Genomic DNA, 24979 nt, shown 5'->3' on the forward strand with positions numbered 1-24979 from the left:
CGGTCCGGTCAATCCGCTGCGAATGCCTGCTTCGCGGCCGCTACCGTCGCGTCGATGATCGCGTCGTCATGCTGTGCCGACACGAAGCCCGCTTCGTATGCCGAGGGGGCAAGGTACACGCCTTCGTTCAGCATCGCGTGGAAGAAGCGGTTGAAGCGGCCGACGTCGGACTCCGTCACTTCGGCGAAGCTCGTCGGCACCTCGTTGCGGAAGTAAAGCCCGAACATGCCGCCCACCGCATCCGCGGAGAACGGCACGTTGGCGGCGCGCGCCGCGGCGGTCAGGCCGTCGGCCAGCTTGCGCGTCTGCGAAGCGAGGCGGTCGTAGAAACCCGGCGCCTGGATCAGCCTGAGCGTCGTCAGGCCCGCGGCCACGGCAAGCGGATTGCCGGACAGCGTGCCGGCCTGATACACGCCGCCCAGCGGCGCGAGCTTCGCCATGATGTCGAGCCGGCCGCCGAACGCCGCCGCGGGCATGCCGCCGCCGATGACCTTGCCGAGGCACGTCATATCGGGCTTGATGCCGTAGTGCGCCTGCGCGCCGCCCAGCGCCACGCGGAAGCCGGTCATCACTTCGTCGAAGATCAGCACGGCGCCGTGCTGGCTGCACAGGTTGCGCATCGCGCGGAGGAACGCTTCGCTCGCGCGCACGAGGTTCATGTTGCCCGCCACGGGCTCCACGATCACGGCGGCGATCTCGCCGGCATGGCGCGCGAAGGCTTCTTCGAGTTGCTGCACGTCGTTATAGGCAAGCACCATCGTATGGCGCGTCACGTCGGCGGGCACGCCGGCCGAGGAGGGCGCGTTCTGCGTGGTGTCCGCGAACGTCAGCAGGCCGGAGCCGGCCTTCACCAGCAGGCTGTCCGCATGGCCGTGGTAGCAGCCTTCGAACTTGATGATGAGGTCGCGGCCCGTGAAACCGCGCGCCAGCCGCAGCGCGCTCATGGTCGCTTCGGTGCCCGAGGAGACGAGGCGCACCTGTTCGATCGACGGCACGAGCTTGCAGATTTCCTCGGCCATCTCGATCTCGCCCTCGGTCGGCGCGCCGAAGGAGAAGCTCTGCGCGGCGGTTTCCTGTACCGCGCGGACGACGTCCGGATGGGCATGGCCGACGATCATCGGGCCCCAGGAGCCGATGTAGTCAATATACCGCTGGCCGTCCGCGTCCCACATGTACGCCCCCTCGGCACGCGTGATGAAGCGCGGCGTGCCGCCCACCGAACGGAAGGCGCGGACCGGCGAATTGACGCCGCCGGGGATGGTTTGCTGGGCACGGTCGAAGAGCTGCTGGTTACGGGACATGGTCACGGAAATGTTGGGATGGGTTTGCCGCAGTGTGTCACGACACGGCAATGTTGGGGCAAAAGAGGCGAACCGCGCGCGTTTCCATCGTCAACTGCCTGTAACATGCGCGAACGCGTGAGAACTGACCTGAATCATCCGGCGACGCGCTGGCGCGCCCCGCATCGATTCGGGTACCATCATGCGCTGGATTTTAATGGAGAGTGGCAGAAGCCTGAATATGGAATACAAGACCTGGATGTGCCTGATCTGCGGCTGGATCTATGACGAGGCCACCGGCGCCCCCGAAGACGGCATCGCGCCCGGAACCCGCTGGGAAGACGTCCCGATGAACTGGACGTGCCCCGAGTGCGGCGCGCGCAAGGAAGATTTCGAGATGGTTGCCATCTGACGCGGGTTTTTGCCCCGCTGGCGCGCCGTAGCGCCAAAGCGACAGATCGGCGGGCGGCCTCCGGGGCCCCGGATTGACGGCCCCTCGCCGAGAAGTCACACTCTGCGGCACAACAGGATAGACGCAGTACATCAACAGAGACCCGTCCCGATTCTTTGCGATGCGTGGAACGGGTCCAGGCATGACAGCGCCGGCTGGGTTGGCTGGCTTTTTTTGACTGGGAAACAGGATATCGGGGGCCGCCGCCGCAGCGCTTGCTGTGTCGTGCGGGTGTTCTCAAGTGAATACTGGCGCCTGCTTTCGCGCGGGCAGCCGGTCGCGGGAACAACATGCGGGTCACGCAAACAGAAGAAAACGGCCGGGTCACCGGCACGGGTCAGTTGGGTCAGCCGGCGCATTCGAATCAGGCCGGTGGCATGGCGGGTCGGGCGGTCGCACACCGCAAGATTCTCGTCATCGACGATTCAAGCACCATCCGCCGCACGGCGGAGATTTTCCTGTCGCAGGCAGGCTGTCAGGTCATGCTCGCCGAGGATGGCTTCGACGCGCTCGCCAAGATTGGCGACATGCATCCCGACCTGATTTTCTGCGACATCCTGATGCCGCGCCTCGACGGCTATCAGACCTGCTCCCTCATCAAGAAAAGCCCGCGATTCCACGCGATCCCGGTGATCATGCTGTCCTCGCGGGACGGCGTGTTCGACCGCTCGCGCGGCAGGCTCGTCGGCGCGCACGACCATCTCGCCAAGCCCTTCACCCGCGAAGCCCTGCTGCAGGCCGTCGAGGCCTGCCTGCCGGGCGCCGTACCGGAGGAGGGCGCGGCCGTGGCGGCCTGAACGGGGCCGCCGCAGCATTCCCAGGAACATACCAATGACCATCAGCAAAATTCTCATCGTCGACGACTCGCCAACCGAAGCCCTGTTCATGTCCGATCTGCTCGGCAAGAAGGGCTTCAAGGTTTCCGTGGCCGGCAACAGCGACCAGGCCATGGCACGGCTCGAGACGGAAGCGTTCGACCTGATCCTGATGGATGTGGTGATGCCCGGCCAGAACGGCTACCAGACCACGCGCGCGATCAAGCGGGACGACCGCTACAAGGACATCCCCGTGATCATGTGCACGAGCAAGGGGCTCGACACCGACCGCATCTGGGGCATGCGCCAGGGCGCGTCGGACTATGTCGTGAAGCCCGTCGACGGCGAGGAACTGCTGTCGAAGATCGCGGCGCTATCGCAGTAACCGGGCCCCGACGACCGCATTGCTGTAGTCGCTACCTTGCCACCCCGGCGGCGCTGCGCCGAAGCAGTCCGCCATCCGCCTTGGGTATTCCGATCATGAACGCGCCGCGCCAGGACCTCCGAGCCCGTCAGACCAGGTTGCAGGACTATCAGGCCATGCTGGCCCGGCGCCTGCGGGAGGCGCGCAGCCTGCCCGCGGTGGACAGCTACCTCGGCGTGCAGGTCGGCCAGCGCCACTGGCTGCTGCCGCTGCCGGAGACGGGCGAGGTGCTGGAGATGCGTCCGCCCGCGGCCGTGCCGCTGACGCAGCCCTGGTACCGCGGGTTGATCAACGCGCGCGGCAACCTGCTCGGCGTGATCGACTTCGGCATGTTCTGCGGCGAGGCGCCGACGCCCGTGCAGGCGGGCAGCAAGATCGTGGTGCTGTCGCGCAACGTGGAGCGCGCGTGCGGCATCATCGCCACGCGCGTGGTCGGCCTGCGGCATGCGGGGGATCTCAGCCTGCCGCACGGGGAGGTGCAGCCCGCGGCATCGGCGTGGGAAGGCGCGAGCTTCGCGGACCGCGACGGCCGCGACTGGCAGGTGCTCGACATCCGCCAGTTGCTGGAGGCCCCGGCGTTCCTGCAGGCTGGCCGCGTGGCCGCCTGATATCGGTATCGGTTCAACGGTCAAATAAAAAACAAGAGGGTTGCTATGGGTATCAAGAAGATCAGCCTGGGACGCCGGGGAGCGGCGGCCGGCGCGGCGCAGGCGCCCGCGGGCATCGGCCCGGGTAGCGTGTTCGCGCAGCGCAAGGGGCAGAACGGGCTGGGACGGACGCCCGTGGAGCAGATGTCCTCGTGGCTGACGCGCATGCCGTTCGCCTCCCAGCAGCGTGTGCTGACGGGCGGTGTGGTGGTGTCGCTGCTGGCCCTGCTGGCATCGGTCTACCTTGATAACCGCCAGGCGACCAACGGCGCCGCGCAGATCGAAATCGCCGGTAACATGCTGATGCACTCGCAGCGTCTGGGCAAGGCGGTGCCGGTGGCGCTGCTCGGCAATGCCCAGGCATTCACGCAGCTTCGCCAGTCGAAGGAAGAACTTGCGGCCGACCTTCAGGCGCTGCAGGACGGCAGCGACGAGCGCCACGTGCGCGCCACGACCGGCGCCGCGCAACCGCTGCTGGACCGCGCGATCGAATCGTGGAAGCGTTCCGAGAAGAGCGCGGGCGACGTGCTCGCGCAGCAGCCGATCCTGACACAGATCGGCCAGACGCTGCAGATCTTCAACGCCTCGAACCCGGAACTGCTCGAGGCCGCTGAGCAGGTGGCCGCGATCAAGCTGCAGGCCGGCTCGAACGCGCGCGAGGTGGCTGCCTCCGCGCAGCTCGTGATGCTGACGCAGCGTCTGGGCAAGAACCTCAACGAATTCCTCTCGGGCGAAGGCGTCAACCCGGAGACCGCGTTCCTGCTGGGCAAGGACACGAACACGTTCCGCGAAACGCTGGACGGCCTGCTGAATGGTTCCGAACCGCTGCGCCTCTCGGCCGCGGCCGACGCGGAAACGCGCACTTACCTCCAGCAGCTCTCGCAGCGTTTCGAGGCGGTGCAGAAGACCACGCAGACGATCCTGCAGAACCTGCCCGGCCTGATCGCCGCCAAGCGCGCGCAGCAGCAGATCTTCAACGACAACGAGGCATTGCGCGGGGAACTGGGCACGCTGCAGACCGCCTACGCGGAAGCGGCGCGTTTCCGTCCGTGGACGCTCGGCGCGATGATCGTGTCCGCGCTGGCGACGCTGTTATTCCTCGGTGGACTGGCCGCGCTGTATCTGCGCGACTCGCGCCTGCGCGCGGTGGAAGCCGAATCGCGCGAGCGCGAAGCGGAAGCGCGGCGGATGGAGGAAAAGCGCACCAACGACGCGACCCAGAAGGCCATTCTGCAGCTGATGAACGAACTGCAGGACATCGCCGACGGTGACCTGACGCGTCAGGCGACCGTGACCGAGGACATCACCGGGGCGATCGCCGACTCGGTGAACTACACGGTGGAAGAACTCCGCGAACTGGTCGGCCGGGTGCAGCAGACCGCCGGGGAAGTGCAGACCGCCTCGAGCCAGGTGCAGGAGACCTCGGTGCAACTGGCCGCAACGACCGAAGAACAGTCGCGCCAGATCCGGCAGACCGGCGAGTCCGTCGTGGAGATGGCCGACCGCATCACGCAGGTGTCGCGCGGCGCGGCCGAGTCCGCCAACGTGGCGCGCGCATCGCTGTCCGCGGCCGAGCAGGGCCAGCACGCCGTGCAGAATGCCATCGCGGGCATGAACGACATTCGCGAGCAGATCCAGGAAACGTCGAAGCGGATCAAGCGGCTGGGCGAGTCGTCGCAGGAGATCGGTGAAATTGTCGAGCTGATTTCGGACATTACCGAACAGACCAACGTGCTGGCCCTGAACGCCGCCATCCAGGCCGCATCGGCCGGCGAGGCGGGCCGCGGCTTCTCGGTGGTGGCGGAAGAAGTGCAGCGGCTGGCGGAACGCTCGGGCGAGGCAACGAAGCAGATCGGCGCGCTCATCCGCACGATTCAGACCGATACGCAGGACGCCGTGCACGCCATGGAGCGCAGCACGCAGGGCGTGGTCGAAGGCGCCCGCCTGTCCGACAACGCCGGCGCCGCACTGGTCGAGATCGGCCGCGTGTCGCGCCAGCTGGCCGAGCTGATCGAGCAGATCTCGCAGACCACGTCGCACGAGGCGGACCTCGCCACCAACGTGGCCCGCCATATCGAAGGCATTCTGCAGGTGACCGCGCAGACCACCGCCGGCACGCGCCACACCGCGAGCTCGGTGCGCCAGCTGACGGCCCTGACCGAAGAGCTCCGCAACTCCGTGTCGCGGTTCAAGATCGCCTGAGGATTTACTTCCGGGCACAACCCAAGCCGTCATGTCCCTGAATTTCACCGTCCCGAGCGCCCTCAACGAGCCGAGCGATGCGACCGACGCGATCGCGGCGATCGATGCCCTCGACGCGGCTGCCGCCTCTGCCACCGCTCCCATCGGCAGCAGCGACAGCGGCGAGGCAGCGGTGGCGCAGCGCGACCTGTCGGTGCTCGCCTGGCTCGCGCCGAGCCTGCGCGCGGCGCTCGACGATGCCGCGAGCGAACTCGGCCATTACATGGAAGAGGTCCGGCAGACGCCCGAGGCGCTAGGCGCGCGGGACACCACGTCGCTGCGCCTGGCGGGCCAGCAGCTGCATCAGGCGGCCGGCGCGGTGCATATCGTGGGACTGCGCGGTGTGGACGTGTATTGCCAGGCGTTGCGCCGGCTGCTCGAGGCCATCGACGCGGGCACGGTGGCGGCGGACGCCGCCACGCTCGCGGTGTTCCGCCATGGCGTGCAGGCGCTGGCCGAGTATGTCGACGACCTGATGGCCGGCGACGCCGAGGACCCGTTACGCCTGTTCCGTCCGTATTCGGATGCGCTCGCGCTGATGAAGGAAGAGCGCATCCATCCGGCCGACCTGTGGGTCGAGGAACTGCAGATGCTGCCGGGCATGCTGCTGCCGACGCGCTCGGCGTCGGCGGTCACGCGCGCGCGTCAGCGCTTCGAAGCCGCCTTGCTGCGCGCGCTACGGCTGCCCACCCCGTGCCACGATGCCTCGCTGTTACGCGAGGCGTGGCTGCCGCTGCAGGCCGCGCTCGACGAGGTGCGCGCTCACGAGCAGGACTCGCGCCGCGCGACCGATCATCCCGATCGCGGAATCTGGCACGTGCTCGCGCTGGTGTTCCGTTCGCTCGCGCATGGGCTGCTGCCGTCGGACCTGCTCGCCAAGCGTTTCGCGGCGCGCGCGCATCTGTTGCTGCGCCAGTACCTGCAAGGTCAGGTGCGCGTGCCGCAGGCGTTGCTGAACGATGCAGTGTTCTTGCTCGTGTCGACGGGCTTGACGCCGCCTGGGAAGACACCCTCGACGCCGGATGCCCCGTCGCCCGCGATGCAGGCGTCGCTCGAGGTGCTGCGCATCGATATCGCCCGCTGCTTCCAGGCCTTCCGTATCGATGCCGCCCATGCCGGGGCGCACGCGGATTTCCGCCTGCGCTACTACGGCTGGCTCGATCCGATCGATTCGCAGAACCTGCAGCAGGCCGCGGGCGCCCTCGAGCGCGCGGCTGGCGGCGCACGGGGCCCGGCTACCGATACCGCCGAATGGGAACGCGCGCTCGCGTCGCTCGCGGAGGCCGCGATGCCGCTCGCGCAGCCCGCGCTCCAGCAGCTCATCGCCACGGCCGCTGCAAGTCCCGGCGCGCGGAACGCGAATACCGGGAATGCCGATTCATTCGGGCCGGCTGGCCTCGTTCTGTTTCTCTCGCGCGCGCTGGCCATGCCGTGGCGCGTGCATGGCAACTCGGGCCACCCGGCCGCGGCCACCTTCGCGGCGCGCTGCGAAGTGCTCACCGCGTGCCTGAAGGATCCAGACGCCGCGGTGCCGGACTGGCTCGCCGAGATGGTCGAGGCGGCGCGGGCGCAGGCCCTGCGCGCCGAGGCGGTGACGCAACTGCGCGCGCAGCTCGACAGCGGCGAATCGTGGCTCGATACGTATGACCGTAATGCCGCCAATCCGGCGGGCCCCGGCGCGCCGGCGGTGTCGAGCGCGCTGGGCGACGCCATTGGCGCGTTCGACGCGCTGCACGCCACGCTCGAACGGCTGCGCGATAGCGCCGCGATGCCGGCGGGCATCGCCGCCGAAGGCGATGCCGCATGCGTGGCGGTGGCCGCCGTCCGAGAGTGCCTCGCCGCGCTCTCCGCGCTGGGCGGTGCCACGACCGCCGACATGCGTCTCGAACGGTTGTCGGCGATCGCGTCGGAACTGGGCGCGGTGCACGCCTTCGTCGATACGCTCGAATTTGGCCGTGGCAAGCGCGATGCCGATCCGCTCGCCGATGTCGAGAGTCTGCTGACGGGCTCGGGCGGCGCGATGGACGGCGCGATGGTGGGCATGAACGACGGCGCAATGTACGGCACATCGGGCGGTGCGCTGAACCCGCTGGCCGCGGCGCGCGCGGCGGCCGTCGACGCCATTCGCGTCGGTGCCGGTGCCGATTCCACCGAAGTGGCGCGCCTGCGCTCGGCATTACAGGTGGTGTCCGATCAGGCCGCCATCGACGACGACGCCGCGCTGCGCAAGCAGGCCCACGACGCCACCACGCAACTGCACGCATGGCTCGCCGGTAGTGAATCGGCGGCCGAGCGGCTGGTGGTCGCGCTTGCCGAGCCGATGCCGGTGGCCCCGCCGGCCGCGCCTGCGGGAGACACCCGGCCGGCCGCGCCGATGCCGACCGATGCGGCCGCGATCGACGCCGAGCTGCTCGACATTTTCCTGGCCGAAGCGGAGGAAGTGCTCGGCAACATCGCGCTCGACCTGTCCACCGGGCTGGACGCATTCCGCAATGCCGACGTGCTGAGCCGCGTCCGCCGGGCGTTTCACACGCTCAAGGGTTCGAGCCGCATGGTCGGCCTCACGCGCTACGGCGAGGCGGCATGGGCGATCGAGCAGGTGATGAACCTGTGGATCGCCGAGGCGCGCGAGCCCGTGCCCGCGCTGCTGGCGTTGCTCGAGCGTGCACATGCGCTGCTGGGCGACTGGGTCGCGGCGCTCCAGCGCGATCCGGCGGCGCTGCGCGACATCGCCTCGCTGGTCGAGGACGCGCAGCAGCTGCGCGAGCCGTCGCAGGGCGGAGCGCAGGGGGGCGCGGACGCGGGTGCGGATGCGCCCATGTCGCTCGACGATTTGCTGGCCGCGCATTCGACGGCGGGCGTCGATCCCCGAGATACGCGAGATACGCAAGATACGAGCACGAAAGCGGACGGCGCCGAGGGAGCCGAGGGAGCCGAGGGAGCCGAGGGAGTTGAGGGAGTTGAGCCTCGCGCGACGATCGTCATCGCCCCGTTCAATGACGCGGGCGATGCCATCGGCGAGGCCGGCGCGGACGACAGGCTGCCCGAGATCGCCACTGCCCCGGTCTCGGCGGACGATACCAACGTGCTGCCGTTCCGGCTGCCCGATGCGCTCTCGAACGAGGACGATCACTTCAAGGTCATTGGGCCGATCCGCATCGGCCTGCCGCTCTACAACGTCTATCTGCAGGAAGCCGACGATCTGCTGCGCCAGTTCGCGACCGATCTGTCCGAATGGCGCCTGTCGGGTTATCCGTCGCCGAGCGATCTCTCGCTGCGCGTCGCGCACACGCTGCAGGGCAGCGCGTCGACGGTGGGCCTGGAGCCCGTGCGCGAGATCGCGGGGGCGCTCGAGCGTTTGCTGCTGGTGCTCGGCAACCATCCGGTGGTCATGCATCCGGGTGACTTCCGCCTGCTCGAGCAGGCCGTGGAGCGGCTGCGTGGCATGCTTCATCAGTTTGCCGCGGGCGTGTGGCCCAATGCGGAGCCCGCGTTGTGCCGCAGCCTCGACGAATTCGGCGAGCGCGCGCTCGTGCGTCCGCGCGTGAACCTGCCGCCCCCGGAGGTCAACGCCGGCAACGAGAGCTCCGTCGCGCAGTTGTTCGAGAAATCGTTCGAGCAATCGTTCGAGCAGCCGCAGGCATCGGTGCTGCCGCTTGTGACGGAGTCCCCGCTGAAGGCGGGTGCGGCATCGTCCGATGCGCTCCCGGCGCTCGATGCGGCCGCGCCACACCTGACGCCCGTCACCGAACTGCCCCCCGTGCACGACGCGGTGGTGCTCACGCTCCCGGGCCGTCAGCCTGCGTCGTTCGCGCACGATCCGTCGCACCACGAGGTCGTCGAAATTCGCGCGCCGGAGCCGGAACCCGATGCATCGCTCGATGCCGCGATGCTGGACCCCGCGCTCGTCGAGATCTTCCTCGAGGAAGCCCATGTCAGCGCGCCCGAGCTTGGCAAACTGCTGCGCACGTGGGAAGCCGCGCCCGAAGAGACGCAACACGGCGGCCTGATGCTGCGCGCGCTCCATACGCTGAAGGGCAGCGCGCGCATGGCCGGCGCGATGTCGCTCGGCCAGGCCGCGCATGAAATGGAAACGCTGGTCGAAGCCGCGGTGCGCGGCCAGCGCATCGAGCCCGATCTGTTCCGCCGGCTCTACGCCTGGTACGACCGTATCCTCGCGCACGTCGATGCGCTGCAGAACGGCCGCCTGCTGCGCGCCGACGATGCGGACGTCGTCAACGGACTTGCGGAAGCGCCTGCGAGCGCGGCGGGCGATCGTCCTCCCGCGCCGGCGTCCGCGGCCGACGGCGGCGTCGCGACGGTAGGCGACAGCCAGCCCGCTGACGCCCATGCGCTGGCGCCACGCTCCGCGCCGGTTCCCGCCGTCCCGGCACCGGCCCAGCTCTCGACACAAGCCGACGGAGAACGCCAGCGGGCGATGGTGCGGGTGCAGGCGCGCGCGCTCGACACGCTGATCAACGACGCCGGCGAAGTCGGTGCCACGCGCGCGCGTCTCGACAGCGAACTGGAGGCCCTGCGCTCGTACCTCGGCGAACTGAACGACAACGTCGCGCGTCTGCGGGGCCAGCTGCGCGAGATCGAGATCCAGGCGGAAACGCAGATGGCCTCGCGCATCGCCGATGCGCAGCACAATCAGGAATTCGATCCGCTCGAGTTCGACCGCTTCACCCGCTTCCAGGAACTCACGCGCATGATGGCCGAGTCGGTGAACGACGTGGCCACGGTCGAGCAGAACCTGCAGCGCGGTTTCGACCGCGCGTCGGGCGATCTCGCGGCGCAGGCGCGTCTGACGCGCGGGCTGCAGCGCGGCCTGATGCAGGCGCGCATGGTCCAGTTCGATGCGCTGGCCGAACGTCTCTATCGCGTGGCGCGTCAGGCCGCGGGCGAGACGGGCAAGGAAGTGCGGCTGCTGATCAAGGGCGGTACGGTGGAAATCGACCGCTCGGTGCTGGATCGCATGGCCGGCCCGATCGAGCATCTGATCCGCAATGCGGTGGTGCATGGCATCGAGCCCGCCAGCGCGCGGCAGGCGGCAGGCAAGCCCGCCACCGGCTCGCTGTCGCTCGAAGTGCAGCAGGAAGGCAACGAGGTCGTGCTGCATTTCTTCGACGATGGCGGCGGGCTGGACCTCGCGCGCATCCGCACGCGGGCGATCGAACGGCAACTGCTCTCGCATGACGATGACGCGAGCGAGGCGCGGCTGACGGAGATGATCTTCGCGCCCGGCTTCTCGACCGTCGATGCGGTGTCCGAGCTGGCGGGCCGGGGCGTCGGCATGGACGTCGTGCGCGCGGAAACCGTGGCGCTCGGCGGCCGGATCAACCTGACGACCGAGGCGGGGCGCGGCACACGGTTCACCGTGCATCTGCCGCTGACCACCGCGATCACGCAGGTGCTGCTGATCTCCGTGGGCAACCGGCTGTATGCGATGCCGAGCGGCATGGTGGACCAGGTGCACCAGCTGCGCTCGCAGCCGCTGCTCGAGGCCTATAACGCGGGCCGCTATGCGGCGGCGAACGGGGACGTGCCGTTCTTCTACTTCGGCACGCTGCTCGACGAAGCGCCGGCGATTGCGTCGGGCCGCAAATACTCCCCCGTGATCGTCGTGCGCTCGGGCGCCGAGCGGGTGGCCGTGCACGTCGATGAAGTCGTCGGCAACCGCGAAGTGGTGGTCAAGCACATCGGGCCGCATCTCGCGCGTCTGGAAGGTATCGCGGGCGCCACGACGCTGGGCGATGGCGAGATCGTGCTGATCTACAACCCGGTGGTGCTCGCGCAGCGCTTCGTGCGCGAGCGTGGGGAGGGCGTGGACCAGCGCGCCGCGCTGGCAATGCCCAATGCGGCCGCCACGGCCGCCACGGTCGCCACCGTCGATAGGTTCGGCGCGGTGGCGGAAATCGGCCGCGCGGGCGACGCAACGCCGGTCGCCGGACTGGCGACGCGTCCGACGGTGATGGTGGTGGACGATTCGCTGACCGTCCGCAAGGCCAGCCAGCGGCTGCTGTCCCGCGCCGGCTACCAGGTCGTCCTCGCGCGCGATGGCGTGGATGCGCTGAAGCAATTGCAGGAGGTCATGCCCGATGCGATGCTGGTGGACATCGAGATGCCGAACATGGACGGCTTCGACCTGACGCGCAACGTCCGCGCCGACGACCGCACGCGGCACATGCCCATCATCATGATCACCTCGCGCACGGCGGAGAAACACCGCAGCTACGCCATGGAGATCGGCGTGAACGTGTACCTCGGCAAGCCGTATAACGAGGATGAACTGCTGCGCACGCTGCACGAACGCCTCGGCGAGCGGGCGGCGGGCACGGCGGGCTCCGTGGCGCAGATGCTGGGCGAGTAGTCCGGTTCCCTTCATGTCGATCAAGCCCCGCTCGCGGCACCGCGGCGGGGTTTGTTCCATTTGGCATTCCCCGCGGGCCTTCCCCGTGCGGGCGCCCGGCTCGAATCGGCGATAATGCCGCATTGGCATTCGCTCAATTCATGAGCTGGAGACATTCATGCACGCCCAGCATTTCGTAGCCAACCGGCTGATCGCGCCCGATTCGGGCATGCGCATCAAGGTGTTCGATCCTTCCAACGGCGAGCCGTTTGCCGAGATCGCACGCGGGAATGGCACCGATATCAGCGTGGCCGTGCACGCCGCGCGGCGCGCGTACGAAGGCGCGTGGGGCGCGATGGCGCCGGCCGAGCGTGTGCGACTGCTCAATCGCGTGGCGCTGACGCTCATCGACCATGAGGAGGAGCTCGCCGCGCTGGAAGCGCGCGACACCGGCAAGCCGCTGCGCCAGGCGCAGTCGGACGCGCGCGCCGTCGCACGGTATTTCGAGTTCTATGCGGGTGCGGTGGACAAGCTGCATGGCCAGACGATTCCGTATCAGCCCGGCTATACGGTGCTGACCGTGCGCGAACCGCATGGCGTCACGGGCCACATCATTCCGTGGAACTATCCGCTACAGATCTTCGGCCGCAGCGTCGGCGCGGCGCTCGCGGCAGGCAACGCCTGCGTGGTCAAGCCCGCCGAGGATGCCTGCCTGTCGTTGCTGCGCGTGGCGGAACTGGCCGCGGAGGCCGGACTGCCGGAAGGCGCGCTCAATATCGTGACCGGTTACGGGCACGAAGCCGGCGCGGCGCTCGCGCGCCATGCGGACATCAACCATATCTCGTTCACGGGCTCGCCCGAGACGGGCAAGCTCGTCGCGCAGCTGGCCGCCGAGCATCATGTGCCGGTGACGCTCGAACTTGGCGGCAAGTCGCCGCAGATCGTGTTCGCCGACGCCGACCTCGACGCGCTGCTGCCGGTCATCGTCAACGGCATCGTGCAGAACGCCGGCCAGACCTGCTCGGCCGGCAGCCGCCTGCTCGTCGAACGGCCGATCTACGACGCGCTGCTCGACCAGCTCGCGGGCGTATTCGAGTCGCTTCGCGTGGGCCCGTCCGCGCTCGACCTCGAATGCGGACCGCTGATCAGCCGCAAGCAGCAGCAGCGCGTGTGGGACTTCGTCTCCGACGCGCAGCACGCGGGCATCGCGGTGGTCGCGCAGGGGCATATCGTCGGCGAGGCGCCGGAAGCTGGCTACTATCAGGTCCCGATGCTGTTCCGCGACGTCCCGCCCACGCACCGCCTCGCACAGGAGGAAGTCTTCGGTCCGCTGCTCGCGGCGATGCCGTTCGACACCGAGGAGGAAGCGATCGCGCTGGCCAACGGCACGCCATACGGCCTCGTCGCCGGCCTGTGGACGCGCGATGGCGGCCGCCAGCTGCGCCTCGCGCGCAAGCTGCGCGCGGGCCAGGTCTTCATCAACAACTACGGCGCCGGCGGCGGCGTCGAGCTGCCCTTCGGCGGCACGGGCCAGTCCGGCCACGGACGCGAAAAGGGTTTCGAGGCCCTGTACGGATTCACGACTCTCAAAACCATCGCCATTCAACATGGGTAACATCAATTTTCTGTCGGTCGCATTTGCCATCTTCTTTTTCTGGATGGCATGGCACGTCAAGAACAAGCGCGCCACCAATCCGTCCGGCATGCCGCGCCTGCAGGTCTTCAAGCGCAAATGGGGCGATACCGTGGGCGATCGCGTCCACTGGTGCCTCTATGTCGCGCTGCCGTTCCTGCTGGCGCTGATGATGGTCGCGAACGCGCTGCGCGGACGGGGGCCGTTCTCGCATTGAGGTTCCGATACTGAAGATACCGAGTTCGAACGAACCGGCCCGGATCGTCGGCGTCAGACCGCGACGGGCTCCAACGAGGAGACACCATGACCGCAACGACTGTGAACCGCGGCGTCAGCGACGCCGCGTCGGAGGATGCCATCTATCGCAAGGTGAGCTGGCGCCTCGTGCCGTTTTTGCTGCTGTGCTACGTGGTCGCGTATCTGGATCGCGTCAACGTGGGCTTTGCCAAGCTGCAGATGCTCAACGACCTCAAGTTCAGCGAGACGATCTACGGGCTCGGGGCGGGCATCTTCTTCATCGGCTACTTCCTGTTCGAGGTGCCGAGCAACGTCATCCTGCATCGCGTCGGCGCGCGCATCTGGATCGCGCGGATCATGATCACGTGGGGCCTGATCTCGGGCGCTATGATGTTCGTCACCACGCCGATGATGTTCTATGTGCTGCGGTTCCTGCTCGGCGTGGCGGAAGCGGGGTTCTTTCCGGGCATCATCCTTTACCTGACCTACTGGTATCCGGCGGATCGGCGCGGACGCACCACGACCTACTTCATGACCGCGATCGCGCTCTCGGGCGTGATCGGCGGGCCGTTGTCCGGCTGGGTCATGCAGGCGTTCGACGGGCATAACGGCTGGGCCGGCTGGCAGTGGATGTTCCTGATCGAGGGCGTCCCGTCGATCCTCGTGGGCCTCTGGGTACTCGCCTTCCTCGACGACCGGATCCGGCATGCGAAGTGGCTGACGGAAGACGAGAAGGCCGTGCTCGAGCGCAATATCGCCGCGGAAAATCAGCACAAGGAGGACCCCCCGATCGGCCGCGTCTTCTCCAGCCCGCGGGTGTGGCTGATGGCGGCTATCTACTTCAGCTTCGTGATGGGCCTGTACGGCGTGAGCTTCTGGCTGCCGACGATCATCAAGCAGACGGGGGTCAGCAGCGCGCTGCACATCGGGCTGCTGACGGCCATCCCCTACGGCTGCGCGGTTATCGGCATGGTCCTCTTCGCCTCGAGCGCGGACCGGCGCGGAGAACGCCGGTGGCATATCGCCATTCCGGCGTTGATCGGCGCAATCGGGCTGGTGCTGTCGGTCCACTGGCGCGGCGACACCACCATGGCCATGGTGGCGCTCACGATCGCCACGATCGGCATCCTGACGACGCTACCGCTCTTCTGGAGCCTCCCGACGGCGTTCCTCGCGGGCACCGGCGCGGCGGCGGGCATCGCGCTGATCAACTCCCTCGGCAACCTCGCGGGCTTCATCAGCCCGTATGCGGTCGGCTGGCTCAAGGACGCCACGCAGAGCACGGACTCTGGCATGTACCTGCTGGCGGGCTGCATGGTGGTGGGCGCGGCGCTGGCATTGTCGGTGCCGGCACGGATGGTGAACCGACGCTAGCACCGTCGCTTCCATATCCGACCGGCTATAATGCCCGCCATCCGACAACACCAGCCATCTGGAGAATCCGTATGAGCTTCAACCTCGTCTCCCCGGGTAAGGACATCCCCAACGATTTCAACGTCATCATTGAAATCTCCGCCCAAAGCGATCCCGTGAAGTACGAGGCCGACAAGGAAACCGGCCTGCTGTTCGTGGATCGTTTTATCGGCACCGGCATGCGTTATCCCGCCAACTACGGCTTCATCCCGCAAACGCTGTCGGGCGACGGCGATCCCGTGGATGTGCTCGTGCTGACGCCGTTCCCGATCCTGGCCGGCGCCGTCGTGCGCTGCCGTGCGCTCGGCATGCTCAAGATGACCGACGAAGGCGGTGTGGACGCGAAGCTGGTCGCCGTGCCCGTGGACAAGCTGTCGCCGGCCACCGCGTTCATGAAGGGTCTCTCGGACGTGCCGCAGAACCTGCTCGACCAGATCAAGCACTTCTTCGAGAACTACAAGGCACTCGAGGCAGGCAAGTGGGTCAAGGTGGACGGCTGGGCTGGCATCGAGGAAGCCCACAAGGAAATCAGCGACGGCGTGGCGAACTACAAGAAGTAAGCCGCACCCGGCGCCGCAATAAAAAACCGCCAGCGATGGCGGTTTTTTTTGTGCGTCAGCGCCTGGCGAACGGGTTCCGGTCGTCGAGCTCGTCCATGTAGGCGCTCATCCCCTCCCGTTCCCGTTCGAGGAACCGCTCCACCGCATCGGCGAACGAAGGATGCGCCAGCCAGTGCGCCGACCGCGTCGCCACGGGCAGGAACCCGCGCGCCATCTTGTGCTCGCCCTGGGCGCCCCCCTCGAACGTGCCGATACCTTCCGCGATACAGAACTCCAGCGGCTGGTAGTACGCCGTCTCGAAATGCAGGCAGGGATGATGCTCGAGCGCGCCCCAATAGCGGCCGTAAAGCGTGCTCACGCCGGGGCTAGCGTCGTAGACTACCAGCGACGTGGCGATCGGCCGGCCCTCGCGCTCGGCCACGACCAGCAGCAGGTTTTCAGGCATCGCATCCCCGATCCGCCGGAAGAAATCGAGGTTCAGATAGGGCGTGGAATGGTGCTCGCGATAGGTCTGCCGATAGCACCGGTTGAACAGCTTCCACGCCTCGTCGTCGATCTCCGCCCCGCGCAGCCAGCGGAACGAAATACCCGCCTCGGCGACGCGCCGCCGCTCGGCACGGATGTTCTTGCGCTTCTTCTGCGAGAGCGTCGCCAGGAACGCATCGAAGCTTTCGTAACCCGCATTGGTCCAGTGGAACTGCACGCCGTGCCGCATCATCATGTCGGCGGCCTCGAGCAGCGGCGCTTCTTCGGCCGAGGGGTAGAGCACATGGAGCGACGACATGCCCGATTCCTCGGCCAGCGCCAGCGCCACGCGCACGAGCAGCGCGCGCGCATCGGCACTCTCGGCCAGCAGCCGGGACCCGCGCACGGGCGTGAAGGGAATCGCGGACAGCCATTTGGGGTAGTACTCGACGCCATGCCGTTGATAGGCATCGGCCCACGCCCAGTCGAAGACATACTCGCCGTACGAATGCGCCTTGGCATAGAGCGGCATGGCGGCGGCAAGCCGGTCGCCGCCGTCCTGCCCCTGATCGGCCTTGTCGCCGGTGGCCCACAACACCAGATAGCGCGGCGACCAGCCGGTGTCGTCCGTCGCGCTGCCACTCGCATGCAGCGCGTGGAGAAAGGCATGGCGCAGGAAGGGCGTCGGCTCGGACTGCGCCGCGAGCAGCGCGTCCCATTGCGCGGGCGCGATGCGGGCAAGATCCTCGACGATCTCGGTACGGAATGCGGCGGGGTCGGAACCGGTCGTACCGTTGTCGGTCGTACTGGCATCGGCCACGCGTTGGCGAGCGGTGGGGGAGTCGGACATCGTTCCACGGATGTGCCGCAACAGGCGGCGCCGGACGAGTCTACCGGAAACGGCGGCACGATGCTGACACCGCCGCGCCCGCCCGCGCGAGGCGTAAAATGCCTCCCAATGCATGGCGAAGCGCCAGAAGTACCCACGTCGCCCTCGATACGGGCCCCAGACAAGGCAGACATGACGCATCCGTTCTTCAACCTGTATTCGCACGGCTTCGCACGCGTGGCGGTCGCCGTGCCCGAGTGCCGCGTGGCCGATCCCGCGTACAACGCCGAACAGACCATCGCCCTCGCACGCGAGGCGGCGGCCAACGGCGTCGCGCTGGTCGCGTTCCCGGAACTGGGCCTGTCGGCCTACACCTGCGACGACCTGTTCCATCAGCGCGCGCTGCTGCGCGAATGCGAACTGGCGCTGCAGCAGATCGTGGAAGCCTCGTCGACCCTCGCGCCGGCCATCGTCGTCGGCATGCCGCTGCTGGTCGAGCACCAGTTGTTCAACTGCGCGGTGGTGGTGGCGGGCGGCACGATCCGCGGGGTCGTGCCCAAGAGCTACCTGCCCAACTACTGGGAGTTCTACGAAGCGCGCCAGTTCAGCGCGGCGGACAATGCCACCGTCTCGCGCATCTCGCTGCTCGGCACCACGGTGCCGTTCGGCGCGGGGCTGCTGTTCGAGGTCGAGAACATCCCGTTCTTCCGCTTTCACGTGGAGATCTGCGAGGACGTCTGGGTCCCGGTGCCGCCGTCGTCGTTCGCGGCGCTGGCCGGCGCGACCGTGCTCGTGAACCTGTCCGCGTCGAACATCGTCGTCGGCAAGTCCGGCTACCGGCATCAGCTCGTGTCGCAGCAGTCCGCGCGGTGCCTGGCCGCGTACCTGTACACATCGGCGGGCAAGGGCGAATCGACGACCGACCTCGCGTGGGATGGCCAGGCCCTGATCTATGAGAACGGCGAACTGCTCGGCGAGTCGGAGCGCTTCTCCAACGACTCGCATCTGTTGTGCGCCGACGTCGACGTCGAGCGCCTGTCGCGCGAACGCATGCACCAGGTCACGTTCGGCCATTCGGTCCGCCGCCACCGCGAGGAGGTGGAGAAGTTCGAGGTGGTGTCGTTCCGCGTGGAAGTGCCGACGCTGGACGCCTTGCCGCTCGCGCGCGAGGTCGCGCGGTTCCCGTACGTGCCGGCCGACCCGCGCATGCGCGACGTGCGCTGCATGGAGGTGTACAACATCCAGGTGCAGGCGCTCGTCCAGCGGATGTCCTCCACCAGGCTGTCGAAGGTGGTGATCGGCGTATCCGGCGGCCTCGATTCCACGCACGCGCTGCTGGTCTGCGCCAAGGCGATGGACCGGCTGGGCCTGCCGCGCGCGAACATCCTCGCCTACACGATGCCGGGATTCGCCACGAGCGATCGCACGCTGAAGCAGGCGCGCGAACTCATGGAGCGCGTGGGATGTACCGCGGCCGAGATCGACATCCGCCCGAGCTGCATGGCGATGCTGAAGGACCTCGACCACCCGTTCGCGCGCGGGGAGCCCGTCTACGACGTGACGTTCGAAAACGTGCAGGCCGGCGAGCGCACCAACCACCTGTTCCGGCTGGCCAACCACCACGGCGGCATCGTGATCGGCACGGGCGACCTGAGCGAGCTCGCGCTCGGCTGGTGCACCTACGGCGTGGGCGACCACATGTCCCACTACAGCGTGAACGCCAGCGTCCCGAAAACGCTGATCAGCCACCTCGTGCGCTGGGTGGCGGACACCGGGCAGGTCGTGGAGGAGGGCAAGGAGGTGCTGCTGGCCGTGCTCGATACCGATATCAGCCCGGAACTGGTCCCGGCCGGCGCGGAGCAGGGCGCTACAGACAAGGCGCCCGGCCAGAAGACCGAGCAGATCATCGGGCCGTACGAGCTGCAGGACTTCAACCTTTACTACACACTGCGCTTCGGCTTTTCGCCGTCGAAGGTCGCCTTCCTCGCGCAGTCTGCCTGGGGCGACCGCGAACGCGGCGGCTGGCCAAACGGCCCGGAAGTCGCGCGCAACGCCTACGAACTGGCCGAGATCAAGCGTGTTCTGGGGATTTTCGTCGATCGATTCTTCCGAACGAGCCAGTTCAAACGGTCTTGCATCCCGAATGCACCGAAAGTGGGCTCGGGCGGTTCCCTGTCGCCCCGGGGGGACTGGCGCGCCCCGAGCGACGCGGAATCGGCGGTCTGGATGCGCGATCTGGCCCGGATTCCGGACTGACGGGCGGACTCTCCGATCCGGCAGAATCGTTTCGCGCTAAAATCCGTCATCTTTGACGACAACACGCAGGGGCCAGACATGAAGCAGATTACCGCGATCATCAAACCGTTCAAGCTCGACGAAGTGCGCGAGGCGCTGGCCGATGTGGGCGTGACCGGTCTGACGGTCACCGAGGTAAAGGGCTTCGGCCGCCAGAAGGGGCATACCGAGCTGTACCGCGGCGCCGAGTATGTCGTGGACTTCCTGCCCAAGATCAAGATCGAGGTCGTGGTCGCCGAGAATCAGCTCGACACCGTGCTCGATTCGATCGTCAAGGCCGCGCACACGGGCAAGATCGGCGACGGCAAGATCTTCGTCACGGAGATCGAGCGCGTGATCCGTATCCGCACGGGCGAGCAGGACGAAGCCGCGGTCTGAATTTTCGGACTCGTAAAAAAACCGGCCGATGGCCGGTTTTTTATCGCCTTCTCTCTTCAGCTCGGCAGCTTCCACCCAAACTGCACCGACACCAGCCGCATCGTCATCGTAACGAGCGCGCCCGCGAGCAGCGCCACCTCCTGCTCAGCGCGCAGCCACGTCAATCCCACATAGACCCAGCACCCGACGAACGAACACGTCGCGTAGGGCGAGCGGTCCCGCAGGATCATCGGCACCTCGTTGCACAAGACATCGCGCACCACACCGCCGAACACCGCGGAGATGATGCCCATCATCACGGCCACGGTCGGCGTCATCTGCGCGACGAGCGCGAGCGAGGTGCCGGTGACCGAGAACAGGCCGAGCCCGATCGCATCGGCCACGAGCATCGCGCGATCGGACGCCACCGAGCTGACCACGCGGAACACGATCGCCGCGCCGATGGACATCACGAAGATCAGCATCACGTAGTACTCGTGCTCGACCCAGTAGAACGGGCGGCGATCGAGCAGCACGTCGCGTACCGTGCCGCCGCCGAATGCGGTGGCGAACGCGACGATGAACGTGCCTACCGCATCGAGCCGCTGCTTGCGCGCGTCGACCACGCCGGAGATCGCGAACGCGAGCACGCCGATCACCTCCATGACATGGAGGATCAGGGGCAGGCGCCCCATCAGCAGGTCGAAGGGCAGATGCAGATGCATCAGCTGCGAGGCTGACGCAACAACACCATGACCGCGCCCGCGCCGCCCATCGTCTCCCGGGCCTGCACGAAAGCGATCACCTCTTCTTTCTGCACGAGCCAGCTGCGCACCTTGCCCTTGAGCACGGGCAGCTTGTCGGGCGAGCCATTGCCCTTGCCGTGGATCACGCGCACGCAGCGCACGCCATTGCGCACCGAGCGCCGCAGGAATTCGGCGAGCGCTTCGCGCGCTTCCTCGCGGCGCAGGCCATGCAAGTCGATCTTGTCCTGCGGCACCCACTCGCCGCGGCGCAGCTTGCGGATGACGTCGAGGCCGATACCGGGACGGCGGAACGACATCTCGTCGGTATCGAGCAGATTCTCGATATCGAACTCGTCCGATAACGAGGCGGCAAGCACTTCCTGGTCGTTGCGCTGGGTTTGCACCGGAACCGGTGCGGGATGCTGCGGGGGATGGCTGACGCGATTGCGGTCGCGCAGCGAATTGACGTTGCCGATACTGGCGCGGAAGACATCGGCTTCCTCGCGCGCGCGCTGCGCGGCCGCCTCGGCGGCAATGCGCTCGGCCTCGCGCCGTTCGGCGTCGGCCTTCATCGTGTCACGCAGGCTGGCGAGGTCGCCTAGCCCCAGGCGTTGCGCGGTCGGTTTGGGTTTGGGGGCGCCTTGCGACATGGAAACTTCTCCGTAAGCACGACGCCGATTATAGCCGCACGCCCTGCCCACCGGCCGGCGGGCAGGGCGTGCGAAAAGCCGAGCTCAGAAGATTACTTCAGCGCTTCGACGTAACGCTGCGCGTCGAGCGCGGCCATGCAGCCCGTGGCCGCGCTGGTGATCGCCTGACGGTAGATCTGGTCCTGCACGTCGCCGGCCGCGAACACGCCCGGAATGCTCGTCGCGGTGGCGTCGCCGGTCAGGCCGCTCTTGGTCACGATGTAGCCGTTGTTCATCTCGAGCTGGCCCGTGAACAGGTCCGTGTTCGGCTTGTGACCGATGGCGATGAACACGCCCGCGAGCGTCTTGGCCTCGACCTCGCCCGTCTTCACGTTGCGGATGTTCACGCCCGTCACGCCCGAATCGTCGCCGGTCACTTCGTCCAGCACGCTGTCGAAGCGGATCTCGACGCGGCCTTCCTTCGCGCGCTGCAGCAGGCGATCGCGCAGGATCGGCTCGGCGCGGAAGTCGTCGCGGCGATGGATCACGGTGACCTTGCTCGCGATGTGCGACAGGTACAGGGCTTCCTCGACGGCGGTGTTGCCGCCGCCAACCACGGCGACTTCCTGGTTCTTGTAGAAGAAGCCGTCGCAGGTCGCGCAGGCGGACACGCCGCGGCCCATGAACGACTCTTCCGACGGCAGGCCCAGGTACTGCGCCGAGGCGCCCGTGGCGATAATCAGCGCGTCGCACGTGTACTCGCCCGCATCGCCGATGAGTCGAATCGGACGCTCGGTCAGCCTGGCCGTATGAATGTGATCGAAGATGATTTCGGTATTGAAGCGCTCGGCGTGCTCCAGGAAGCGCTGCATCAGTTCCGGGCCCTGTACGCCGTTGGCGTCGGCGGGCCAGTTCTCCACGTCGGTGGTGGTCATCAGCTGGCCGCCCTGGGCCAGGCCGGTGACGAGAACCGGGTTCAGGTTGGCGCGCGCCGCGTAGACAGCGGCGGTATAACCCGCGGGACCGGAGCCGAGAATCAGCACTTTTGCGTGTTTGGACATGATGCGTTCCTGTGACTGGCGCGGCTTCCGGACTTTCCGGAAGCCTCACGCCGGCTTGAATTCGAAGCCGCCATTATAAGTGGTGCGGCATTTGCTCACTGTTGCAAATTCCAATGGGGGCGATAGCGGCCGGCAAGGGTAAAATGGCCGCCATCGTCCACATTCGGCACTTTGTCTCCTGCATGGCCCGAGCTACCACGACAACCCGTACCGACCCGTCCGCGCTGCCTTCCCGCATCGGCAAGCTGCTCGGCGAAGTACGCTGGTTCCTGCTGCTTGCCGTCACGCTGGGCTTCCTCTGCGTGCTGGCGAGCTACAGCAAGGCGGACCCCGGCTGGTCCCACGCCAATCAGGTGGCCGACATCCATAATCTCGGCGGCCGCGTCGGCGCCTGGCTCGCCGATGTCCTGTTCTTCATCTTCGGCTTCTCCGCCTACTGGTGGAGCGTGCTGCTCGTCCGCCGCTGCTGGCGCGGCTGGCGCGCGCTGACGGCCGAACTGCCCGAACGCGCCCATCTGGAAGCCGGCGAGGGCAGCGCGGCGGTCAGCTGGATCGGCTTCGGCCTCACGCTCGTGTCGAGCATGGGCCTGGAGGCCATCCGCATGTACCCGCTGCGCGCCGCGCTGCCCCGCGCGCCGGGCGGCGTGCTCGGCGACCTGCTCGGCGGCTGGCTGCAGATCGCGCTCGGTTTCTCCGGCGCGACGCTGCTGCTGCTGACGATGTTCGCCATCGGCCTGTCGCTGTTCTTCCATTTCTCGTGGCTCTCCGTGGCCGAGCACGTCGGCGGCTTCGTCGAGTCGCTGTTCCTTGGCTTCAAGGCGCGCCGCGAAAGCAAGCAGGACCGCATCATCGGCGAGGCCGCCAAGGTCGAACGCACCGAAACCGTCGAGGTGCAGCGCGTGCGCAACGAGGAAGCCACACCGGTGCAGATCGTGCGTCCGCAGGCCGTGCCGAAGCACGAGCGCGTGGAGCGCGAAAAGCAGCAGCCCCTTTTCGCCGACATCCAGGACTCCGACCTGCCGCCGCTGTCCCTGCTCGACCCGATTCCCGCGCATCAGGAAACCGTGAGCGCCGAAACGCTCGAGTTCACGTCGCGCCTGATCGAGAAGAAGCTCAAGGACTTCGGCGTCGAGGTCAAGGTCGTGGCCGCCTACCCGGGCCCCGTCATCACGCGTTACGAAATCGAGCCGGCCACGGGCGTCAAGGGCAGCCAGGTGGTGAACCTCGCGCGCGACCTCGCGCGTTCGCTGTCGCTGGTCTCGATCCGGGTCGTGGAGACGATTCCGGGCAAGAACTACATGGGACTCGAACTCCCGAATCCCAAGAGGCAGACCGTGCGCCTGTCCGAGATCCTCGGTTCGCAGGTCTACAACGAGAGCGCGTCGAGCCTGACGATGGCGCTCGGCAAGGACATCGCCGGCAAGCCGATGGTCGCCGACCTCGCCCGCATGCCGCACTGCATGGTGGCCGGCACGACGGGCTCGGGCAAGTCGGTGGGGATCAACGCGATGATCCTCTCGCTGCTCTACAAGGCCAAGGCCGAGAGCGTGCGCCTGATCCTGATCGACCCCAAGATGCTGGAAATGAGCGTCTACGAGGGCATTCCGCACCTGCTGTGCCCGGTGGTCACGGACATGCGCCAGGCCGGCAACGCGCTGAACTGGGCGGTCGGGGAGATGGAGCGCCGCTACAAGCTCATGAGCAAGCTCGGCGTGCGGAACCTTGCCGGGTACAACAAGAAGATCGAGGAGGCGGCGGCCAGGGAAGAGAAGATTCCGAACCCGTTCAGCCTGACGCCGGACGCGCCGGAGCCGCTCGAGAAGCTGCCGACCATCGTGATCGTGATCGACGAGCTGGCGGACCTGATGATGGTCGTCGGCAAGAAGGTCGAAGAGCTGATCGCCCGGATCGCGCAAAAGGCGCGCGCCGCGGGCCTGCACCTCGTACTGGCCACGCAGCGTCCGTCGGTGGACGTGATCACTGGCCTCATCAAGGCCAACGTGCCGACGCGTATCGCGTTCCAGGTCAGCAGCAAGATCGACTCGCGCACGATCCTTGACCAGCAGGGCGCGGAAGCGCTGCTCGGCATGGGCGACATGCTGTACCTCGCGCCGGGCACGGGGTTGCCGATTCGCGTCCACGGGGCCTTCGTCTCCGATGATGAAGTTCACCGCGTGGTCGACAAGCTCAAGGAAGCGGGCGAGCCGAACTATATCGAGGGCATCCTCGAAGGCGGCCTTGTCGATGGCGACGGCGGTGGCGACAGCCTCGGCGGCGGGGCGGGCATCGGCGGGGGCGGAGGCGAGGCCGATCCGCTGTACGACCAGGCCGTCGAGGTCGTCATCAAGAACCGCCGCGCGTCCATTTCGCTGGTCCAGCGGCACCTGCGCATCGGTTACAACCGCGCCGCGCGGCTGCTGGAGGACATGGAAAAGGCCGGACTGGTGTCGGCGATGTCGGGCAACGGCAACCGCGACATTCTCGTGCAGGGCGGCGGCGCCGCCGCGCGCGACGAAGAGTAGGCCGGGCCGGCACCGCCCGGCT

At 67.5% G+C, this 24979-nt stretch carries 18 protein-coding genes; 13 read left to right on the forward strand and 5 right to left on the reverse strand.

Going from position 1 to position 24979, the window contains the following annotated elements; all coding sequences use genetic code 11:
* Nucleotides 1-8: 8 nt before the first annotated feature.
* Nucleotides 9-1301 (reverse strand): glutamate-1-semialdehyde 2,1-aminomutase, encoded by a 1293-nt coding sequence (gene hemL, locus KHP16_RS16475; RefSeq protein WP_211960759.1) that lies wholly within the window; start codon nt 1299-1301, stop codon nt 9-11.
* A gap of 220 nt (nt 1302-1521) precedes the next feature.
* Here hemL and KHP16_RS16480 point away from each other — a divergent pair, with 220 nt between their 5' ends.
* The 10 genes from KHP16_RS16480 (at nt 1522) to ppa (ending at nt 16053) form a co-directional block, all read left to right on the forward strand.
* Nucleotides 1522-1692: a rubredoxin gene (locus tag KHP16_RS16480; RefSeq protein ID WP_109580342.1), complete on the forward strand. Its 171-nt coding sequence runs from the start codon at nt 1522-1524 to the stop codon at nt 1690-1692.
* 329 nt (nt 1693-2021) lie between these two features.
* Nucleotides 2022-2528 carry a response regulator gene (locus tag KHP16_RS16485; protein ID WP_109580343.1) on the forward strand — a complete coding sequence of 169 codons (507 nt, stop codon included), beginning with the start codon at nt 2022-2024 and terminating at the stop codon, nt 2526-2528.
* Between the two features lie 34 nt (nt 2529-2562).
* Nucleotides 2563-2931, forward strand: a complete 369-nt coding sequence (locus tag KHP16_RS16490; protein WP_211960686.1) for a response regulator — start codon at nt 2563-2565, stop codon at nt 2929-2931.
* Between the two features lie 95 nt (nt 2932-3026).
* Nucleotides 3027-3578, forward strand: a complete 552-nt coding sequence (locus tag KHP16_RS16495) for a chemotaxis protein CheW (protein ID WP_109580345.1) — start codon at nt 3027-3029, stop codon at nt 3576-3578.
* Between the two features lie 45 nt (nt 3579-3623).
* Nucleotides 3624-5819 carry a methyl-accepting chemotaxis protein gene (locus tag KHP16_RS16500; RefSeq protein WP_211960687.1) on the forward strand — a complete coding sequence of 732 codons (2196 nt, stop codon included), beginning with the start codon at nt 3624-3626 and terminating at the stop codon, nt 5817-5819.
* Between the two features lie 31 nt (nt 5820-5850).
* Nucleotides 5851-12231 carry a hybrid sensor histidine kinase/response regulator gene (locus tag KHP16_RS16505; protein WP_211960688.1) on the forward strand — a complete coding sequence of 2127 codons (6381 nt, stop codon included), beginning with the start codon at nt 5851-5853 and terminating at the stop codon, nt 12229-12231.
* A gap of 157 nt (nt 12232-12388) precedes the next feature.
* Nucleotides 12389-13825, forward strand: a complete 1437-nt coding sequence (locus KHP16_RS16510; protein WP_109580348.1) for an aldehyde dehydrogenase family protein — start codon at nt 12389-12391, stop codon at nt 13823-13825.
* Nucleotides 13818-14060: a hypothetical protein gene (locus KHP16_RS16515; protein WP_109580349.1), complete on the forward strand. Its 243-nt coding sequence runs from the start codon at nt 13818-13820 to the stop codon at nt 14058-14060. Before KHP16_RS16510 ends, KHP16_RS16515 begins: the two co-directional genes overlap by 8 nt.
* Before the next feature lie 86 nt (nt 14061-14146).
* Nucleotides 14147-15454, forward strand: a complete 1308-nt coding sequence (locus KHP16_RS16520; RefSeq protein ID WP_109580350.1) for an MFS transporter — start codon at nt 14147-14149, stop codon at nt 15452-15454.
* Nucleotides 15455-15525: 71 nt separating this feature from the next.
* Nucleotides 15526-16053 carry an inorganic diphosphatase gene (ppa, locus tag KHP16_RS16525; RefSeq protein WP_115952675.1) on the forward strand — a complete coding sequence of 176 codons (528 nt, stop codon included), beginning with the start codon at nt 15526-15528 and terminating at the stop codon, nt 16051-16053.
* A 55-nt stretch (nt 16054-16108) separates the two neighbouring features.
* Here the strand turns inward: ppa and KHP16_RS16530 are convergent, their stop codons facing one another.
* Nucleotides 16109-17368 (reverse strand): GNAT family N-acetyltransferase, encoded by a 1260-nt coding sequence (locus tag KHP16_RS16530; protein ID WP_211960689.1) that lies wholly within the window; start codon nt 17366-17368, stop codon nt 16109-16111.
* A gap of 171 nt (nt 17369-17539) precedes the next feature.
* On the opposite strand from KHP16_RS16530, the gene KHP16_RS16535 reads away from it, so the two are divergent.
* Complete coding sequence (locus KHP16_RS16535) at nt 17540-19603, forward strand: NAD(+) synthase (RefSeq protein WP_115952674.1); 2064 nt, start codon at nt 17540-17542, stop codon at nt 19601-19603.
* 78 nt (nt 19604-19681) lie between these two features.
* Entirely contained in the window at nt 19682-20020 is a 339-nt protein-coding gene (glnK, locus tag KHP16_RS16540; protein WP_061957551.1) for a P-II family nitrogen regulator, read from the forward strand.
* A gap of 56 nt (nt 20021-20076) precedes the next feature.
* Here the strand turns inward: glnK and KHP16_RS16545 are convergent, their stop codons facing one another.
* From KHP16_RS16545 to trxB, 3 genes are all read right to left on the reverse strand, one after another.
* Nucleotides 20077-20724, reverse strand: coding sequence for a trimeric intracellular cation channel family protein (locus tag KHP16_RS16545; RefSeq protein ID WP_109580354.1), 648 nt, complete (start codon nt 20722-20724; stop codon nt 20077-20079).
* Nucleotides 20724-21395 carry a Smr/MutS family protein gene (locus KHP16_RS16550; RefSeq protein WP_109580355.1) on the reverse strand — a complete coding sequence of 224 codons (672 nt, stop codon included), beginning with the start codon at nt 21393-21395 and terminating at the stop codon, nt 20724-20726. The genes KHP16_RS16545 and KHP16_RS16550 overlap by 1 nt, the downstream gene beginning before the upstream one ends.
* Before the next feature lie 92 nt (nt 21396-21487).
* Nucleotides 21488-22435 carry a thioredoxin-disulfide reductase gene (trxB, locus tag KHP16_RS16555; protein ID WP_109580356.1) on the reverse strand — a complete coding sequence of 316 codons (948 nt, stop codon included), beginning with the start codon at nt 22433-22435 and terminating at the stop codon, nt 21488-21490.
* A gap of 182 nt (nt 22436-22617) precedes the next feature.
* Between trxB and KHP16_RS16560 the strand changes: the two genes are divergently transcribed.
* Complete coding sequence (locus KHP16_RS16560) at nt 22618-24957, forward strand: DNA translocase FtsK (RefSeq protein ID WP_109582579.1); 2340 nt, start codon at nt 22618-22620, stop codon at nt 24955-24957.
* The last annotated feature ends 22 nt before the right edge of the window (nt 24958-24979 follow it).

Origin of the sequence: Cupriavidus plantarum (genome assembly GCF_905397285.1) — a bacterium.
Classification (GTDB): Bacteria; Pseudomonadota; Gammaproteobacteria; order Burkholderiales; family Burkholderiaceae; genus Cupriavidus; species Cupriavidus plantarum.

What these genes read in the sequence shown, in the direction of transcription:
- hemL (WP_211960759.1), bottom strand. Translation starts at nt 1,301, where the DNA reads ATGTCCCGTAACCAGCAGCTCTTCGACCGTGCCCAGCAAACCATCCCC.
- KHP16_RS16480 (WP_109580342.1), top strand. Translation starts at nt 1,522, where the DNA reads ATGGAATACAAGACCTGGATGTGCCTGATCTGCGGCTGGATCTATGAC.
- KHP16_RS16485 (WP_109580343.1), top strand. Translation starts at nt 2,022, where the DNA reads ATGCGGGTCACGCAAACAGAAGAAAACGGCCGGGTCACCGGCACGGGT.
- KHP16_RS16490 (WP_211960686.1), top strand. Translation starts at nt 2,563, where the DNA reads ATGACCATCAGCAAAATTCTCATCGTCGACGACTCGCCAACCGAAGCC.
- KHP16_RS16495 (WP_109580345.1), top strand. Translation starts at nt 3,027, where the DNA reads ATGAACGCGCCGCGCCAGGACCTCCGAGCCCGTCAGACCAGGTTGCAG.
- KHP16_RS16500 (WP_211960687.1), top strand. Translation starts at nt 3,624, where the DNA reads ATGGGTATCAAGAAGATCAGCCTGGGACGCCGGGGAGCGGCGGCCGGC.
- KHP16_RS16505 (WP_211960688.1), top strand. Translation starts at nt 5,851, where the DNA reads ATGTCCCTGAATTTCACCGTCCCGAGCGCCCTCAACGAGCCGAGCGAT.
- KHP16_RS16510 (WP_109580348.1), top strand. Translation starts at nt 12,389, where the DNA reads ATGCACGCCCAGCATTTCGTAGCCAACCGGCTGATCGCGCCCGATTCG.
- KHP16_RS16515 (WP_109580349.1), top strand. Translation starts at nt 13,818, where the DNA reads ATGGGTAACATCAATTTTCTGTCGGTCGCATTTGCCATCTTCTTTTTC.
- KHP16_RS16520 (WP_109580350.1), top strand. Translation starts at nt 14,147, where the DNA reads ATGACCGCAACGACTGTGAACCGCGGCGTCAGCGACGCCGCGTCGGAG.
- ppa (WP_115952675.1), top strand. Translation starts at nt 15,526, where the DNA reads ATGAGCTTCAACCTCGTCTCCCCGGGTAAGGACATCCCCAACGATTTC.
- KHP16_RS16530 (WP_211960689.1), bottom strand. Translation starts at nt 17,368, where the DNA reads ATGTCCGACTCCCCCACCGCTCGCCAACGCGTGGCCGATGCCAGTACG.
- KHP16_RS16535 (WP_115952674.1), top strand. Translation starts at nt 17,540, where the DNA reads ATGACGCATCCGTTCTTCAACCTGTATTCGCACGGCTTCGCACGCGTG.
- glnK (WP_061957551.1), top strand. Translation starts at nt 19,682, where the DNA reads ATGAAGCAGATTACCGCGATCATCAAACCGTTCAAGCTCGACGAAGTG.
- KHP16_RS16545 (WP_109580354.1), bottom strand. Translation starts at nt 20,724, where the DNA reads ATGCATCTGCATCTGCCCTTCGACCTGCTGATGGGGCGCCTGCCCCTG.
- KHP16_RS16550 (WP_109580355.1), bottom strand. Translation starts at nt 21,395, where the DNA reads ATGTCGCAAGGCGCCCCCAAACCCAAACCGACCGCGCAACGCCTGGGG.
- trxB (WP_109580356.1), bottom strand. Translation starts at nt 22,435, where the DNA reads ATGTCCAAACACGCAAAAGTGCTGATTCTCGGCTCCGGTCCCGCGGGT.
- KHP16_RS16560 (WP_109582579.1), top strand. Translation starts at nt 22,618, where the DNA reads ATGGCCCGAGCTACCACGACAACCCGTACCGACCCGTCCGCGCTGCCT.